Source organism: Lactiplantibacillus sp. C232 (assembly GCF_023806725.1).
Taxonomy (GTDB): domain Bacteria; phylum Bacillota; class Bacilli; order Lactobacillales; family Lactobacillaceae; genus Lactiplantibacillus; species Lactiplantibacillus plantarum.
The window spans coordinates 109,686-125,932 of sequence record NZ_JAMSKZ010000003.1 but is presented as its reverse complement, the minus strand read 5'-3'; the positions used below and the strand labels follow the sequence as shown (position 1 = coordinate 125,932).

Below are 16,247 nucleotides of genomic sequence, written 5' to 3'. Positions count from 1 at the left end.
ATAGCTCTCCTCGTAAAGAAACTATGCTTGATCCGGTAAGCCGACATTCGATAATTGTAAGACATCTTCATCATCTTGTACGGTGGTTCCTGAATCTTTAAGATACGTAAATTCGGGCATATCTTTATAGTTTGTAATAACGACCATAACGGTATCATCCAAGCCAGCCTTTTCAATTGCTGGTTGCCAGAATTCAATTAATTCTTGCCCTTGTGTGACATGGTCGCCCTTCTCAACGTACTGAACAAATCCAGTCCCACGCATCTTAACGGTACCAATCCCAATATGAATTAGCGTTAAAATACCGGTATCAGAACGTAATCCGATTGCATGGCGAGTCGGGAAGATTGCAACAACTTCACCATCAAATGGTGCGACAACGCGACCATCCGTTGGTTTAATGGCGAAACCTTTACCCATACTACCGTTTGCGAAGGATTCGTCAGCAACATCTTTCAAACTGATCAGTTCCCCGGCAACAGGATCTTGATAAACCGTCGTCTTGGCATCGGCTTCTGCTTCAACTTCAGCAGGAGTTTCATCGGTTTCCAAGTGAGTTGACCATGTTTTTTCAAGTTCATCAACGATTTGTGCATGCATCTTTTCATCCAACTTAACCTTCTTGAAGAAGATGAATGTCCCAATCAAAATCATAGCAGCAGGTACACCGAACATCATTAACTTGAAGATGGCAGCGCCATGGCTAGTCACATCACCAGCAGTGGCACCAGCTGTCATCCCAGCCCAAACAGCAGTTAAACCAACGACACCGTTAGAAATCGCACCGCCTAATTTATCAAGTAAAGGCCGAACGGATAAGGTTAAAGATTCGTCACGATGACCAAACTTCAACTGCCCATATTCAACAGAATCACTCAAAACCATCAAAACAACTAAGAAAATTAATGGTTGTGGAATGTAAAATAATACGGCCGCTGTTAAGATCATTGGTAATGACTGACCAGCAAAGGCAAACATGATCAGTGAAATCATCATAATAACAACTGCTAAGAAGAACACTTTACGACGACTAAACTTCTTTGCTAATGGTGGGAAGGCCAATACGGCAAAAATCCCAATAATCGCATTTAGCGAACCTAATAGTGTAAACTTCGAGGCGTCACCCAAAATATAGGTGAAGTAGTAAAGTTCTAGTGAGTTCGTAATGGCAATCCCTGCCGTGTAGATCCCATACATCAATGATAACCACATCAATTGATCGTTACGGGCTAACACTTTGAAGACTTCCTTGAAGCTAGTCTTTTCAGTGTTCTTACGCAATTCAGAATCATTTTCTTTGGTTCCAAGTGCAACAACTAAGGCAGAAATCAAAGCGATTGCGGCAATAATGATCCCAAATGCCATCCAACCACGGTTGTCACCTTGACCACTGTTAGACTTAACAGAAAACATTAAGACGATTGGCATAACGATAACCCCAACGATGTTGGCACCAATGTTAGAGCCAACCCGGGCGTATGTCGCCGTCTTTTCACGTTCTGCTGAGTCAAATGAGATTGCTGGAATCATTGACCAAAAACCAACATCTTTAAACGAATAGAAAATATCCATTGTAATGTATAAAATTGCAAAAATAATTAAATATAGAATGGGGTTTGAGGTATTTAATCCGCCTAAACTCGTGAATAAAAGTGCTAAAACGACGGAACCTATAATCCCACCAATGACAATCCATGGTTTAAAGTGGCCCCACCGAGAATTAGTATTATCAATGGCATTCCCGATCAAAGGATCAATTGCTAGTTCCACGAACCGCAAACCTGCAATAATCATGGTGATCCAAGCAATCATTTGTGTTCCTTGAGCCCCACTACTCTTATCGAACAAGTGGGAGGTCACAAACATAATAAAATAAGTTGATAAAGTGGCATAGAAGGCATCGTGCCCAAACGCCCCAAACGAATAAGCAAGTCGCGATGTTATTTTACGACCTTTACTCTGCTTTGTCTCTGCATCCATAATCTCGCCTCACATCTTCCTTGAATAATTTACAAGTTTAAATGTAATCGTTTTCAGAAGTAATGTCAATGATTTTTAGTAAAATTTGTTCAAAAGTTTTATCTATACCGCTTTTGATTAGGACCTGCTAATGCGCCTATCGACACTGATTGCCCGCTTTCCAAGGGCTTAAGCAGTATAGTACTCATTATCTTACCAATGATCATCGTTTTACTAATCACGGTATTAATCAGATGCTCGGGACTTTGTTAACTAAATTAAACATTGTTTACTCATACGTTTACAAAAAAGGCGCCAGGCAGAACTCGCCTGACACCTCAACTAGTATTAATTTAACCGTTCATATTGGTACCGAATCGTATGCGTCACTGGTGCTCCTGGACGTAACACAATATCACCAAAATCAGGATGATTGATTGCATCAGGAAGTGTCTGGGCTTCCGTCGCTAACGCATTATATTGATGCGCGTCTTCCTTATCAGCATCAAACGGATTAGCCGTGAAGATAATAAGACTATTGCGATCTGAATAAATTTTTACTTGGCGCTTATCATCAGTATCCCCAACGATAGCAATTGGTTCTGCCGCACTTGGGGCAACTTCATACGCATCGTCAAATTCAATGCCACCATTCTCAGTCTTCAGCTGGTCTAATGCCTTTTCAACTGGTTGTGCCTGGTTAAAGTCATACGCTGTGCCTTTAACTGCTAATTTCTTACCAGTTGGGACTTTTTCATCATCAAATTCCAAGTGAGCTGCACTCGTAATCTGTAATTTTTGTTGGGCCAAACTGGTCCGATCATCAGTTGTGTTCCAATAAACGTGATTAGTTGGATTAAAGAGGGTTGCTGCATCAGTATCACCGGTAAATGCAATGGATACTTGATCCTGATTATCTAATGTAAACTTGATAGCGACATCCATATTTCCCGGGTAATTATCATCACTGGCGTTGATATGCTTCTTCAAAGTCACACTGACACTATCATTGGTTTGGCTAAAAGCACCTTCAAAGTTCAGCGTGTTAAAACCATGATTCCCGCCGTGTAGCGAATGGGTTTGTTCGTTCATATCAACTTGATAGGATTGATCATCGATTTTGAACTTAGCGCCGCCAATCCGGCCAGCAACCCGACCAATTGATTGACATAGGCAGTATCCCACTCGTTGATAGTCAGTCATGTTATCAAGGCCCCAAATCAAGGGATGTTCAACGCCGTCTTCATTGACGACGAATTCTTGCCACGTCCCACCATAACTAAGGACCGAGATACGAGTTTGATGGTCATTGACCAGCGTATAACGCATTACATCTTGACCATCTAGTTGGTCAAACACCGTTTTTTTAGTTTCCAAAATCATGCACCTCCGTGTTATTTAAACCGCTTTCATTTAGAAGTATACCAGAATTTCTTGAAGTTGAGTAAAACTTTTAGTTAAAATACTAAAAGAACGATCTGGTTTCTATCCCAGATCGCCCTTCACTACTTGGAACTTGCTCGCTCAACCAGATTAGTACCCAGCTCAACCCGTTGTGTCGTTGTTCGCCCTGCTAGTCGACTGATGACCAAATTAACTGCGGTCGCCCCCATTAACTCAGTATCTACGTTAACTGCGCTTAATTCGGGATAAACGAATGTCGCCAGCGAAGTATTGTTAAAGCTAAATAGCTTCACTCGTTCTGGCACCTGGATGCCACTAGCTTGCAACGCTTTAAGCGCACCTGCCGCCATCGGATCATTTGCCACAAAAAAGGCTCCTGGTAGTTGATCTCCCAACTTACGAATGGCTTTTTGCATCATTTTAAACCCAGATTCACTAGTATAATCGCCCTTAAAAACGAACTTAGGATCAAACGCATGCCGTCGTTCCATCGCGGCCCGAAAACCTAGCATGCGTCGATCAACTACCGCTAACTGATGGTCGGTTGTCATTTCTTGACCGTGAATAAAGCCAATATGATGAAAGTTGCGTTGCCAAAAATAATCGACAACTTTTTCTGTGGCCAACCGAAAATCAGTAATGACACTATCAAAACCAGCATCAAACTGATCATCATCTACGAATACTAAGTTGTCAGTTACTGATGCCAAGTCCTTGACTTGTGGCTCGCTGAACTTTCCAACTGCAATCACTGCATCTACGTCTGGTCCCAATTCTTGTAAATTATTTTGGAAGATCCGAGTCACTTCAAACTGATTATCTTGTCCACGACGTTCAATCCCCATCCGGACTGACATATAATACAAATCATCTTGTTCCTTAGATTCCGAATACCATTGAACAATAGCAAGTCGCTTACGCGCCGTCGTGACAGTATGCCGTTTATTTTTTGAATACTGTAATGCTTCTGCTGCATCTAGAATTCGTTGGCGCGTTGTATCACTAACAGACAATGACTGATCTTTGTTTAACACGCGCGATACCGTTGCCAATGATACGCCAACTTTATTTGCAATATCTTTTAGCGTCGCCGCCATGAATTGGCCCCCCTTAAATTCAAACTAATTCTTACTACCATCTAAAGTCGCTATCGCATGATTTATTTGCAAATTATTTTAATTTTCAAGTATTGCGCCGAACTTCAACGCATAATCGTGATAACTATCATGTAAAACTTTATCATTAATTGTGAAAATTGGCGAATTTAAACACTAATTTATTTAGTAAAGGCCCCCCTGTGCGTGCAAATCTGCAAAATTATGTTATTATTAACTTAACTATTAGGTACAGAAAGGGCCATATCCTCGGATATGGCCCTTTCTTTTGCGGCTCTATAACATTGACTATAGCGAATTGTGCAAACGCTATGATCGACCAGCATTCCAATCAATTGCCGGTTGTTCGGTAAGAATCTGTTCAATCGTTGCTAATTCTGATTCACTAAATTTCAACTTTTCCAATGCAGCAACGTTATTAACCACCTGCTCTGGTCGGCTAGCACCAATCAAGACACTTGCTAAGGCTGGCTGACGTAGGTTCCAAGCCAAAGCCATTTGAGCTAAGCTTTGCTCCCGTTGTTGCGCGACTTCATTTAAGCGCTTTACCGTAGCTAGTGTCTGTTCTACCTGGACTGGACTCAAAAATGGAATTGTTTGCTTATTGGCCCGTGAATCTGTCGTGATTCCGTGCAGATACTTGTCCGTCAATAACCCCTGTGATAGTGAGCTAAAGCCAACCGCCGCCTTATGAGTTGCTTGTAGAACGGGGAACAAGTCCTGTTCCACCTGTCGATTAAACATATTATAGCGTGGTTGGTGAATAATGTATGGGGTTCCTAATGATTCAAATATCTTGGTCATAGCAGCCGTCTGCTTGCCATTATAATTTGAAATGCCTACATACAATGTCTTACCCTGCCGTACTAGCTGATCAAGCGCAGTGGCCGTCTCCTCCATTGGTGTTTCAGGATCAGGACGGTGACTATAAAAAATATCAAAGTAGTCTAAACCAGTTCGCTGCAGACTCTGATCAGCACTGGCAATAATACTTTTTCGTGACCCCCAATTGCCGTATGGTCCCGGCCACATCACATAGCCCGCTTTACTAGCAATGACCATTTCGTCACGGTATGGCCGCATATCGGTAGCCATAATACGACCAAAATTAGTTTCTGCACTACCGGGCTCCGGGCCATAGTTATTGGCTAAGTCGTAGTAGGTAATTCCCAAATCAAAAGCTTGATGAATGATTGCCTTTTGATTAGCGATCGGATCAACGCTTCCAAAATTATTCCAAAGACCTAGCCCGATTGCTGACAGCTTCAAACCATTATTGCCTACTCGATTATAAATCATATGGTCATAGCGCTTCTGGCTTGCTTGATACATATTAAACACCCTCTCGTTATTCGTTCCTAGCTAAAGTTACCGCTTTCATTAGTAAAAAGCAACGCCTGGTTTTACCATGCTACCTCCGCTAAGATTATTGAGACATCGAACACTCTCACTTGATAATTTATATATATCAATTACAATATATTATGAGAATATAAACGTAAAGGAGTACTTATTATGGACCCTAAATTTATTGAAGTGATCAAAGACACGACCCCCGCAACCATCGTCACGGTCAACGCCGCACCAGCACACGTCGTCAACACCTGGAGTCATTATATGCAGCTTATTGATGATCATACCCTATTGATCCCATCGGCTGGCATGCACTCAATTGAGGCCGATTTTGCTACCGACAACCACATTACAATTGCTGTCGGTAGTTACAAGGTTCCCGGCACAACTGGTACTGGCTGTGGTTTCCACATTCATGGTACCGGCAAGTTTGAAACTAGTGGCGCTTATTTCGATCAAATGCATACTAAGTTTGATTGGATTCGCGCGACCCTGGTTGTCACAATCGACGATGTGGAACAAAAGATTTAACAACTAAAATCTAGACTAAAAGAACGTACACGAGTTGTGTACGTTCTTTTAGTCTAGACAGTAGTTAATTCGTCACTGTCTTCTTAGATGCTAATTCAAGCCCCTCTAAAAAGTGCCCAAAGCACTGCTTCAGGAAGTGTTCACTACCGTCATCATTCAGATGATCGTTCTCATCAAACTTATTGCCGGCTTGAGGTAACATGAACTCGTTACCAGGCATAACTTTGGCATCCACACCGGGTGAGTCCAAAATCTGTCGTAAGTTCATCTGAGCACGTACCGTACCTTGAATACCTAACGAAGTCCCAACAATCATCACTGGTTTGTCTTTGAATGGATGTTCTGCACAGGACAGCCATTCAATGGCACTCTTCAAGGCAGCTGGAATCGAATGATCATATTCTGGCACGCCAAAGACGACACCATCAGCGGCTTCAATCTTAGCGGCTAACGCTTTTACACTTGCCGGTTCCCGATCCATATCATCTTCATTGAATAGCGGTAAATCTTTAATTTCACAAATTTCAAAATTAACTTGCGTTTCAAATAATTCTTTCATGGCATACAACAACTTACGGTTATATGATTTTGAAGCGTTAGTCCCCACAATGGCCACAATATTGGCTTCGTCATCGCCCGCGGTTGCCTGCCGCTGAGCGTTTTCGCTAGCCGCGGCGCCGGCAACGTAACCCGACGAAATCCCCCAAGTATTCATCATACTTGGCATTGAATCATGTCCGTTAGCGCCGCCGATGATTTCCCCCGCACCAAAGTAATTAGCTACCGGTGCATTTTTAGTCGTTACCAATTGCAAGTTATCAGCATCAACACTATAGCCACCTAAAGTCGTCGCAAAGCGATCACGTTGTTCAATGATGTAGAATGTTTCACCTTCAAATTGGTGCAAGTACTTCGGATCACGACCGAAATCATGATCGTGACCATCTTGAACATAGCCTTGATAATTTTTGACCGTTTGGACTAATTCATCAACCACAATTCCGGCCTGCTCAGCAGCACTTTCCAAAGAACCCTTAACAAATACTGGCCGTTTACCCTTATTCTCAAAGAAGCTCTTAATTTCTTCTGGTGTGAAATCATGCAGGATCAGTAGGTCGTAAACTTTCTTCCAAGTCCGTTCATCCATTACTAGGTAAGCAACTTTATCCGCTTGTTTAAGGATGGCATTCCGAAAAGTCGTATAAACATTTGATTCGTTAACGATTCGATCACCCTTAGAGTTAACGTAAATTGCACCCATATCAGTTGCTTGTTTCGACGCGTACGTGGTCAATTTAGCAACGCCTGGTTCCACTTCAACACCATGTGGATACAGCTTGTACCAACCTAAATCGTGCGTTTGCAAATCCAAATCTCCATTAAATTGATAGGCATCCCCAGTGGAAGTCATTGGGCCATAATAATCAATGCCTTCACTTTCGGTACCACGCATCTTTTGGTTAGCGCCATGACCACCTGCAGCAAGCACAACTGAACGTGCCTTGATGTTGACTGTTTGGTCCTTTTGAGCAGCAATCACACCGCGTAACTTTTTATCGTTGTCCAACATAAGCTTCTCGACTCGAGTATCCAACATAATCTGACCACCCGCAGCAGCAAACGCCTTCGAAACTTTTTGAATGAATTCATAGCTACTTGCTGAAGGTAGTTCAATCTGACGGTTAATCGAATGTTCTGGCGTTTGCGTCTGTGCTTTTTGATAATGTAAATCTGCAAACTTACTAATAAAATCAATGGCTGGACCAATGTTATGCACCATTAGGTCGGTCAAAGCTGGATAGTTCGTCTCCAAGCTTTCACGAGCAACATCTTGTGCCAACATTTCTGGCGTATCATGATTATTATCAAAAATTTGCGCAGCAACATCAGACCCGGTACCAACAACGTTAGAACCATTCAGAATCGTCGCACCACCAAGATAGCCGTTCTTTTCAACTAAGATAACCTTCTGACCCATTGTCAACGCTCGACAGCCAGCGACTAAGCCCGCTTCTCCGCCACCAATAATGAGCACGTCGGTCCGCAAGTTTTGCGTCTTGGGGGCTTTTTTCTTAGGAACTGGCTGCACATCAACACCAGCATCGGTTACAGCCTTATCTGCCGACTTAAGTAACGCTTGGGTCATCACCGTTGCACCACTAATTGTGTCAACATTGAATGATTGTTCCGTAATGATATTTTGTTTCAATTTATCAATGACTTGGTTAAAGATCCCCGACGTTTCGGAATGCTTTAATATTTTCAAATCCTCAATCTTATTATCTTGCACGTCAACTTCATAATTGATAATACCGTTGTGGCCCATTGCTTGGCCGGTAATTTGTTTTTTACTCAATAGTAAACACTCCTTTGCGTCGCGGCGTTAAGCCACTGGTAACTGTTACCTGTTGTTCATGATCAATAAAAATTGCTTCCGTATGTGGCAACTGTTCGATTAGTTGACAACCACGGTTTGGCCCTTCAAAGTAGGCCACCGTTGATAACACTTCAGCTAATTCTGACCGTTCAGTTATAATCGACACCTGATCAACTTGATTTTCAACCGGATAACCAGTTCGCGGATCAAGGATATGGTGGTAGCGGTGATTGCCAATTTTAAAATATCGTTCGAAGATACCTGACGTTACTACCGTTCTGGCAGGCATTTCGACCTGTAGCGCTGGATAGCCACGTGGCGCTTCGGGTGCTTGAATTCCAACTTGCCAACGCCGATTATCGGTTAGCGGATTGGCCCCTAATAGCTTAACGTTACCACCAAGATTAACAATAGCGTTGGTAATACCAGCCTGCTGCAACTGCTTAACGACCTGATCGGCAAAATACCCCTTGGCAATCGCACCAAGATCTAATTGCATGCCAGATTGACGCAAGTAGATACTCGATTGGGCTTCATCTAGGATAACTTCGTGCGTATCTAATAAGGCTAATCGTTGTCTAATTTCCTTGGCCGCTGGTACTTGATGCCCACCAAAACCAATCTTCCAAAGTTTAACCAACGGTCCAATTAGCACATTAAAACTATCCGCATATTGCTTTGTGTACTTAATAGCATCCGACACTAGTTGAAAGCATTCAGTGCTAACCAAAACTGGATGAATACCGGCATATTGATTGATCGCAGCTAATTCTGAATCGGCACGATTGACAGAAAAGACACCATCCATCCGCTGCAAGTAATCATAGACCGCTTCGACTGCTAACTGATTCGGCTCAAATAATGTCAGCGAGATGACGGTTCCCATCATCGTAAATTGTGAAACATACTTTTTTTGTGTCCCAATCATCACTCTGACCTCACGATTTCTTTCAGTTATGCCTTAATTTAACTTCAGATCTTCCAATTCCGGCCGTAAATTTTCAAGTGCAATTTGCCCAGGTGCCGAAGCCGCCCCGACCGTTGCAAATGATAAACAAGAGCCGAACACTTCACCAGCAAGCCGTGACACTTTTCCTAAGTCACCCATCGACATTGTGATTACTGGCTGTGGTAGTGTTTGGCGTGCAATATTAGTCGCTGTCAGTAATGTTAAGACATCCTCCACCGATTGTGGCATCACAGCCATCTTAGCAACGTCAGCACCATAATCGACCATACTAGTCAGGCGCTTAACGATCTCAGCAACCGCCGGCGTTTTATCAAAATCATGATTACTCATGATCACAACTACTTGATGCTCATGAGCTGCTGCAACAATTTGTTTAACAGCTTGTTCGTCATGGTAACGCTCAACATCTAAGGCATCCGTGAACCCACCATCTAAGACCGTATCACACAGTTTAAAATACTCAGTATCTGATAGTGCTAATTCGCCGCCTTCACCTTTAGTTCGGAAAGTAGTTAATAAGGCAATATCACCTAAAGCCTGACGAAGTTGCTGACCGGCCGATTTCAACTGTTCTGGATTAGTTACATCCTTGAAAAAATCAATTCGCCATTCAACGACATCTGGCTGTGCAGCCTTTATTGGTTCAACTGCAGCTAAAATATCCGCAATAGTTTTTCCCGTAATTGGAACGGCAATCTTAGGCCGTCCCGTTCCTAATTCAATATCACGTAATTTAACGATTGGTGTCATGATCAATCGTGACCTCCTTTTGACTGTTCTTGCCAAACAAGTGGTAATAGCGAACTGTAATGAGTACAGCCAATACAAATCCAATCAACGCAATAATAACGTCAAACAAGAAAATGTTTGCAAGATTAGTTGACATCATACCTGTAACTAACGGTATCGTAAAGGACGCAATCGACCCCGCTGTATAAAAAGCACCGGTAATCGTCCCCTTTCCTTGTGGGAAGAAGGTGGACATGACTGTCAATCCTAATTGCATAACCCCACCAGCAGCTGAGAATCCAACAACAAATGACATGATTGAACACATCAAAGATGTTGGTACCAGATACATCAGTAGTAACGAGAGAAATGAAAGTAAGGTATAGATTCCTAAGAATTGAATTTCTTTTACAGCACGTTTAGCTAGCGCAGCCGTCACCAGTACACAAACGATTGACCCAACACTATAATAACTGATCAGTGCTCGTGAACTTGCATCGCCCATGCCGGCAACCTTTGCACCATACTGACTCAACCATTGACTAACTAAGTAGAAGGTTGCCTGAGATACATAACCATATAAGATAAATAGCGTTCCATCAAACCATAAGCTACCCTTTGATTCAGATTGAACTGTCTTACCTTCTTCTTTCGCAGCAACTTTAGCATCCTGATTAGCAACTGGGAACTTCCCAGCAGCCAACATGAATAGTAAGTTAACAACTAATACAACAATACAGAAGATAAACGACCAACCGTACCAATAATTACCAGCAACTAAGAAACTAACGAATAACGGCAATCCAAATTGACCAACAGAAATGAAGGCCTTGATAATAACGTTCGCAGTTCCTTTTGAATCTGGAAACATTTCCATTAATGCCGGATAAGTCCCAGAATCAAGGAATGAGTTCGCTATCCCAGCAAGTATCCCAAAAACATAAGCCACCGTAATTGAAGGGCTTAATAGAATACCAGCAAAGAAGAGCAAGTACGTAACAACACCAAGAACCACGAATGGTTTACGGCCAAACTTATCTGATAGAAATCCAGAAACTAACAAAACAATCAAACGACCAATTCCAAGTGATGAAATTACCACGGCAACACCACCTGTAGTCGTCTGCCAGTGTTGAGCCAAAGCTTCCATGTTTTGGGCTAAAATAATAACCCCAATCCCATGAATAAAATAGTTTAAATATAAGCTAATGGCTGTCGGCATATATTTATTTTTCATGGCAACCCCCGTCTATTTTTGTGCTGCAGCGTCTTCATCAAATAAAATATGGCGAATATAATCAACCGGCATATCTTCACCAGTCCAGAGCTTAAAAGCAGCAGCACCTTGTTCGAGCATCATACCCAAACCATTGAAGACATGTTCAACGCCAGCTTCTTGGGCAACCTTCATTAACTTAGTTGTCCGTGGTGCGTATACGGTGTCGAATACAATCAGATCCTTACGTAACCAACTTGGATCATCAACTAAAGTCTTATCTTCTAATGGCTTCATACCAACACCAGTAGCATCAGTATAAATATAAGAATCTTGAATTTCCTTCTTAAAATCATCACGATCTTCTAATTCGTGTAAAGTAGCATGGCAGGAAGTCCGCTCGTTGATCAAATCAACGTTATGTTTAGCATTTTCCCACTCTGCATCATGTAAGTTAAAGATTGACATTTCACTAACTCCGTCCAAAGCTGCTTGAACAGCAATTGCAGTCCCAGCACCACCGGCACCTGCTAACGTCATCTTATGACCACGAATATTAATTCCTTCATCGTCCAGAGACTTCATAAAACCAATACCATCAGTCGTGTAACCGGTTAAAATTCCATCATCATTAACAATAGTGTTGACCGCACCACACATCTCAGCAGCTGGGTCTAATTTGTCTAGCAGTGGCAAAACCTTCTGCTTATTAGGCATTGAAACATTAGAACCCCGCATATCTAACGTCCGAATCGATTCAATTGCTGAAGGTAGCTTTTTGTTATCGATTTCGAATGCTAGATATGCATAGTTCAGTCCTAATTTAGCAAATGCATTATTGTGCATCGTTGGTGACATTGAATGCCGAATCGGATATGCCATCAATCCAATTAATAATGTGTGTCCATCAATGCGTTCAGTCATGTTAATCCACTCCTATAAATTTATATTTTTAATATTTGTTACTCAATTCACTTGTCATCTTAACAAAATGCTTTAATATAATAAATATAGAACAGTTGCTAAATCGATTAAATTCTTTTATGAATGAAAGGGGTATCATGTAGATTGAATCTAAGACACTTAGAATTTTTTAAAGAATTAGCACGGACACAACATATGGCAAAAGCGGCTGAAAACCTTGGTATCTCACAACCTTCATTGAGCTATGCCATTAAAAAGTTAGAAAGTGAATTGGGGGTCCCTTTATTTGAACCAGATGGTCGTAATATTCGTTTAACACCGATTGGTTCCGTGTATTTAAAATATATTACGGCAAGTTTAAGCGATTTATCACAAGGCAATGAACTCGTTCAGCAATTAATGGATCCTGACAAAGGACATGTTAAATTGGGGTTTACTTATACACTTGGACAGCAGCTAGTCCCCGAACTAATCACTAAGTTCCATACAGATGATAAAAATCATGCAATTACATTTGAACTCGGTCAAGGAAACTCAACTGAATTACTCCAAGAACTTGCTGATGAAAAGTTTGATTTAGTGTTAGCCTCAAGTGTCGAACGCCTTGGCGAGCAACCCACTAATACCTTGTTTGATTTTATTCCATTGGTTCAACAAGAAATTGTGGCGGCTGTCCCTAGCCACCACGCGTTAGCCAAACAAGAAGAATTATTCGTTAAAGACTTGGAACCATATCCCATGATATTTTTCTCACATAATAGTGGTTTACGTCCTTTGATTGATCGAATTCTAAGGCAGGCGCATGTGAAACCAAAAATCGTTTACGAAGTCGAGGAGGACCATACCATGGCTGGCTTTGTGAGCTATAATTTTGGCGTTGCTTTGATGCCATACTTACCGCTTTTAGACCAGACCAGCATAACGTTGAAGCACTTAGCCGATCAGCCACTACGTCACCAAATATACCTCATCAGCAAACGTAATCATTTTGTTACACCTTCAGTTAGTCGATTTGAAGAATTCAGTCGCAGTTACTGTTGGCAACATTACACACAACAGGAACGTTTAATTTAGGACAAAAAACTCTCGGGTTTGCAACATGCATTATCGCCAGACTAGTGATAATGCGTGTTATAGACCTGAGAGATTTTTTACTAAGCAACAATTGTCTTCTTTTCTCGCGATAGGGTAAGAACTACAATACTGCAAAGAACACCAATTCCAGCAATTAATACGTCAAACCACATAATTTCATAAATACCAATCTGTGAAATCCAAGCGGTAAATACCGGAATCGTAAATGAAGCTAATCCACTCGCAGTATAATAAATTCCTGTAATACGGCCCTTAGCGCGGGGAAACGTATTACTCATAACGGTTAATCCTAATTGCATAACACCGCCTGCAGCTGAGCATCCAATCACAAACGAACTGATTAAAGCTACCCACCACGTTGGGATTAGCGTTAAAGCTACCAGTGCTAACAACGATACCACCGTATCAAACAGCATAAACCAAACCGGCTTAATAATCCGCTCAACTAGTAAAGCAGTTACAATCACGCCTAAAATAGAACCAACGCTATAGACGCTGACTAACATGCGAGCGTGTACTAAATTCAAATGAATCACGTCACTGCCATACTTTGTCAACCATTGGCTCACTAAATAAAAAGTTGCCATTGAGATATATCCAAAAACCGTCAGAACACATCCAAGGATAATTTTCTTTGGCGTTAGTGGTATATGCTTTTGCAGAGTGTTCTGCTTTTTATTAGGCATTGTTACTCGATTAGTTGTTAGTCTTGGAAAAGTTCGCTGACGTAAAAAGCTAAAGTTAACTACCATTAAACACACACACAATAAAAATGCCCAACCATACCATAGTTGAAAATGATCTAGTCCAGCCACGATAATAGGTAATAATAATTCACCAATCGAAGCAAACGCTTTAATCATGATATTCGCCGTTGCTTGCCTTTGAGGATAAAGTTCCATGAGTGCTGGATATGTTCCCGAATCTAAAAATGAATTAGCCATTCCGGCTAGAATACCGAAGAAATAGGCAACGGCAATGTTAGGAGAAATGACAATGCCAATAAAAAACAGTGTATATGTTAAGATACCAATCTGAACAAATAATTTTCGACCAAGTCGATCTGAGAAGGTCCCGGCTAAATAAAGCACTAGTAATCGTCCAATACCTAATGATGAAATAACAAGTGAAACACCAGCATCATTGACATGCCATTGTTGACTTAACACAGTCATATTTTGGGCGAGAATCACAATAGCCATACCATGAACAAGGTAATTAAGATACAAACATATCGTTGTTTTAATACGTTCTGTTGATGTCATATGAGTTAACCTTTGCCCTTGTAAAATTTGAATTGAGTAACAAAGTGTTTTGCTCATCTATTAACATAATATTTTACTCCAGATGTAAGCGCTTATCAATTGTAGTTTACTTAATATATTTCAATTTTTTCGACCACTCACCGACTAACACTCACCAAGATCTGAACCACCACCATCAAAGTCGCCAGAATATCCAACACCCAGCTGCTCCACACATAGTAGTTCTCCATTGGCCGATATTTTTGGCGGGTTACCTTGAGATTTTTTTCATATAACCGGTTGAAGAAGATAAATAGCCAGATAAAGAACCACAGAATCAGGCAAAAGACGGGATAAATGAAGATATTGCTCTTGATTCCCCACGGCGTCAGACTGGTGACAGCGGTTGGCACATAGACACGATTAGGTAGCAGTGGATATGCGATAATTGCCAATAATAGCGGTAATAAAGCTAATCCCGTCTGCCGCCACAAATTATAGTGGCCGTGCTCATCTTTAACATTAAACATTGCGCCAACCTCCCTTAATTAACCAGTGCATCGCAAATGGTAATTGATGATTCCAGAGCCGCCAATCATGGTGACCCGGTTGTAACTGCCATTCAAACTGGTCTTTAAACACAGCCGCCAACTCTGGCTTGAAGGCTTCATCCATTGACCGTAACATATCTTGATCACCCGTCGCCATTAGAACACGTAACGTCCCCCAGTTTGTCGGTTGCTGTACCAAGTAAGACAAATCCGCTGGCGTCCCTTGCATCTGTGCTGGTGAGAAAGCCAGCTCAAGGTCTGGCATAATTGCCGATTGTTCCACGTGAAACCTTTTGAGATCCGTCACCGGTGATAGTGCCGCGACAGCCGCAAACCGCTGCGGATAGGTAAAGGCATAACGTAATGCCCCATAGCCACCCATGGAGTTCCCCAACAAATAATTGTCTTCCGGTCGTGCCGACAACGGGAAGATATAACGCATTCGTGTTGGTAACTCGTGGGTCAAGTAATCCCAATAGCGTGGACCATGGACCATATTCGTATAAAATCCCCGCCCCGTTTCCGGCATGACGACCGCTACTCGGTATTGCGTTGCTAGTAGTTCGATTTCCGTTCGCCGTAACCACGACGTTGCGTCCCCACCTAAGCCATGCAACAGCCACACAGTTGGAAGTTGCTGTTCACCACTACTGTAGTCTGGTAAAATTTGTCCGACCGCGTTCACTGGTTCCGGCAAGATAACTTGGACTTGCACTGACTGTCGTAACACGTTGGAATAAAAGTTATTGCTATGAATTGACATTGTGTGCCACTCCTCT

At 41.9% G+C, this 16,247-nt stretch carries 14 protein-coding genes; 2 read left to right on the top strand and 12 right to left on the bottom strand.

All coding sequences use genetic code 11. The features are described from left to right. Positions 1–21: 21 nt before the first annotated feature. From MZO41_RS04630 to MZO41_RS04615, 4 genes are all read right to left on the bottom strand, one after another. On the bottom strand, positions 22–1,980 hold the full coding sequence (locus MZO41_RS04630) for a sugar MFS transporter (RefSeq protein WP_013356036.1): 1,959 nt from the start codon (positions 1,978–1,980) through the stop codon (positions 22–24). 327 nt (positions 1,981–2,307) lie between these two features. Continuing rightward, a complete protein-coding gene (locus MZO41_RS04625; RefSeq protein WP_003643066.1) occupies positions 2,308–3,342 on the bottom strand; it encodes an aldose epimerase family protein in 1,035 nt (344 codons plus the stop codon). Between the two features lie 122 nt (positions 3,343–3,464). After that, positions 3,465–4,460 (bottom strand): LacI family DNA-binding transcriptional regulator, encoded by a 996-nt coding sequence (locus tag MZO41_RS04620; protein ID WP_003643067.1) that lies wholly within the window; start codon positions 4,458–4,460, stop codon positions 3,465–3,467. Between the two features lie 327 nt (positions 4,461–4,787). Further along, a complete protein-coding gene (locus MZO41_RS04615) occupies positions 4,788–5,810 on the bottom strand; it encodes an aldo/keto reductase (RefSeq protein WP_252129648.1) in 1,023 nt (340 codons plus the stop codon). Between the two features lie 183 nt (positions 5,811–5,993). Here MZO41_RS04615 and MZO41_RS04610 point away from each other — a divergent pair, with 183 nt between their 5' ends. Continuing rightward, positions 5,994–6,362 (top strand): pyridoxamine 5'-phosphate oxidase family protein, encoded by a 369-nt coding sequence (locus MZO41_RS04610; RefSeq protein ID WP_011102185.1) that lies wholly within the window; start codon positions 5,994–5,996, stop codon positions 6,360–6,362. 64 nt (positions 6,363–6,426) lie between these two features. Here MZO41_RS04610 and MZO41_RS04605 read toward each other — a convergent pair whose 3' ends face one another. The 5 genes from MZO41_RS04605 to MZO41_RS04585 are packed head-to-tail and all read right to left on the bottom strand — an operon-like array spanning position 6,427 to position 12,578. Further along, a complete protein-coding gene (locus MZO41_RS04605; RefSeq protein ID WP_003643070.1) occupies positions 6,427–8,718 on the bottom strand; it encodes an FAD-dependent oxidoreductase in 2,292 nt (763 codons plus the stop codon). Then, a complete protein-coding gene (locus tag MZO41_RS04600; RefSeq protein ID WP_013356037.1) occupies positions 8,711–9,667 on the bottom strand; it encodes an FAD:protein FMN transferase in 957 nt (318 codons plus the stop codon). Before MZO41_RS04600 ends, MZO41_RS04605 begins: the two co-directional genes overlap by 8 nt. A gap of 33 nt (positions 9,668–9,700) precedes the next feature. After that, positions 9,701–10,459, bottom strand: a complete 759-nt coding sequence (gene aroD, locus MZO41_RS04595; RefSeq protein WP_013356038.1) for a type I 3-dehydroquinate dehydratase — start codon at positions 10,457–10,459, stop codon at positions 9,701–9,703. After that, a complete protein-coding gene (locus tag MZO41_RS04590; RefSeq protein ID WP_033098931.1) occupies positions 10,443–11,675 on the bottom strand; it encodes an MFS transporter in 1,233 nt (410 codons plus the stop codon). The genes aroD and MZO41_RS04590 overlap by 17 nt, the downstream gene beginning before the upstream one ends. A gap of 12 nt (positions 11,676–11,687) precedes the next feature. Further along, entirely contained in the window at positions 11,688–12,578 is an 891-nt protein-coding gene (locus MZO41_RS04585) for a shikimate dehydrogenase (protein WP_003645688.1), read from the bottom strand. Positions 12,579–12,722: 144 nt separating this feature from the next. On the opposite strand from MZO41_RS04585, the gene MZO41_RS04580 reads away from it, so the two are divergent. Continuing rightward, positions 12,723–13,652, top strand: a complete 930-nt coding sequence (locus MZO41_RS04580; RefSeq protein ID WP_003645687.1) for a LysR family transcriptional regulator — start codon at positions 12,723–12,725, stop codon at positions 13,650–13,652. Positions 13,653–13,732: 80 nt separating this feature from the next. Here MZO41_RS04580 and MZO41_RS04575 read toward each other — a convergent pair whose 3' ends face one another. From MZO41_RS04575 to MZO41_RS04565, 3 genes are all read right to left on the bottom strand, one after another. Further along, on the bottom strand, positions 13,733–14,938 hold the full coding sequence (locus tag MZO41_RS04575) for an MFS transporter (protein WP_033098930.1): 1,206 nt from the start codon (positions 14,936–14,938) through the stop codon (positions 13,733–13,735). A gap of 137 nt (positions 14,939–15,075) precedes the next feature. Continuing rightward, the gene (locus MZO41_RS04570; protein ID WP_003643082.1) at positions 15,076–15,447 is read right to left on the bottom strand and encodes a hypothetical protein; all 372 of its coding nucleotides are present in this window, start codon (positions 15,445–15,447) and stop codon (positions 15,076–15,078) included. Further along, positions 15,440–16,231: an alpha/beta hydrolase gene (locus tag MZO41_RS04565; protein ID WP_003643083.1), complete on the bottom strand. Its 792-nt coding sequence runs from the start codon at positions 16,229–16,231 to the stop codon at positions 15,440–15,442. The genes MZO41_RS04570 and MZO41_RS04565 overlap by 8 nt, the downstream gene beginning before the upstream one ends. Positions 16,232–16,247: the final 16 nt, after the last annotated feature.

Coding starts and splice junctions, on each gene's coding strand:
- MZO41_RS04630 (WP_013356036.1), bottom strand. CDS start 1,980: ATGGATGCAGAGACAAAGCAGAGTAAAGGTCGTAAAATAACATCGCGA.
- MZO41_RS04625 (WP_003643066.1), bottom strand. CDS start 3,342: ATGATTTTGGAAACTAAAAAAACGGTGTTTGACCAACTAGATGGTCAA.
- MZO41_RS04620 (WP_003643067.1), bottom strand. CDS start 4,460: ATGGCGGCGACGCTAAAAGATATTGCAAATAAAGTTGGCGTATCATTG.
- MZO41_RS04615 (WP_252129648.1), bottom strand. CDS start 5,810: ATGTATCAAGCAAGCCAGAAGCGCTATGACCATATGATTTATAATCGA.
- MZO41_RS04610 (WP_011102185.1), top strand. CDS start 5,994: ATGGACCCTAAATTTATTGAAGTGATCAAAGACACGACCCCCGCAACC.
- MZO41_RS04600 (WP_013356037.1), bottom strand. CDS start 9,667: ATGATTGGGACACAAAAAAAGTATGTTTCACAATTTACGATGATGGGA.
- aroD (WP_013356038.1), bottom strand. CDS start 10,459: ATGACACCAATCGTTAAATTACGTGATATTGAATTAGGAACGGGACGG.
- MZO41_RS04590 (WP_033098931.1), bottom strand. CDS start 11,675: ATGAAAAATAAATATATGCCGACAGCCATTAGCTTATATTTAAACTAT.
- MZO41_RS04585 (WP_003645688.1), bottom strand. CDS start 12,578: ATGACTGAACGCATTGATGGACACACATTATTAATTGGATTGATGGCA.
- MZO41_RS04575 (WP_033098930.1), bottom strand. CDS start 14,938: ATGACATCAACAGAACGTATTAAAACAACGATATGTTTGTATCTTAAT.
- MZO41_RS04570 (WP_003643082.1), bottom strand. CDS start 15,447: ATGTTTAATGTTAAAGATGAGCACGGCCACTATAATTTGTGGCGGCAG.
- MZO41_RS04565 (WP_003643083.1), bottom strand. CDS start 16,231: ATGTCAATTCATAGCAATAACTTTTATTCCAACGTGTTACGACAGTCA.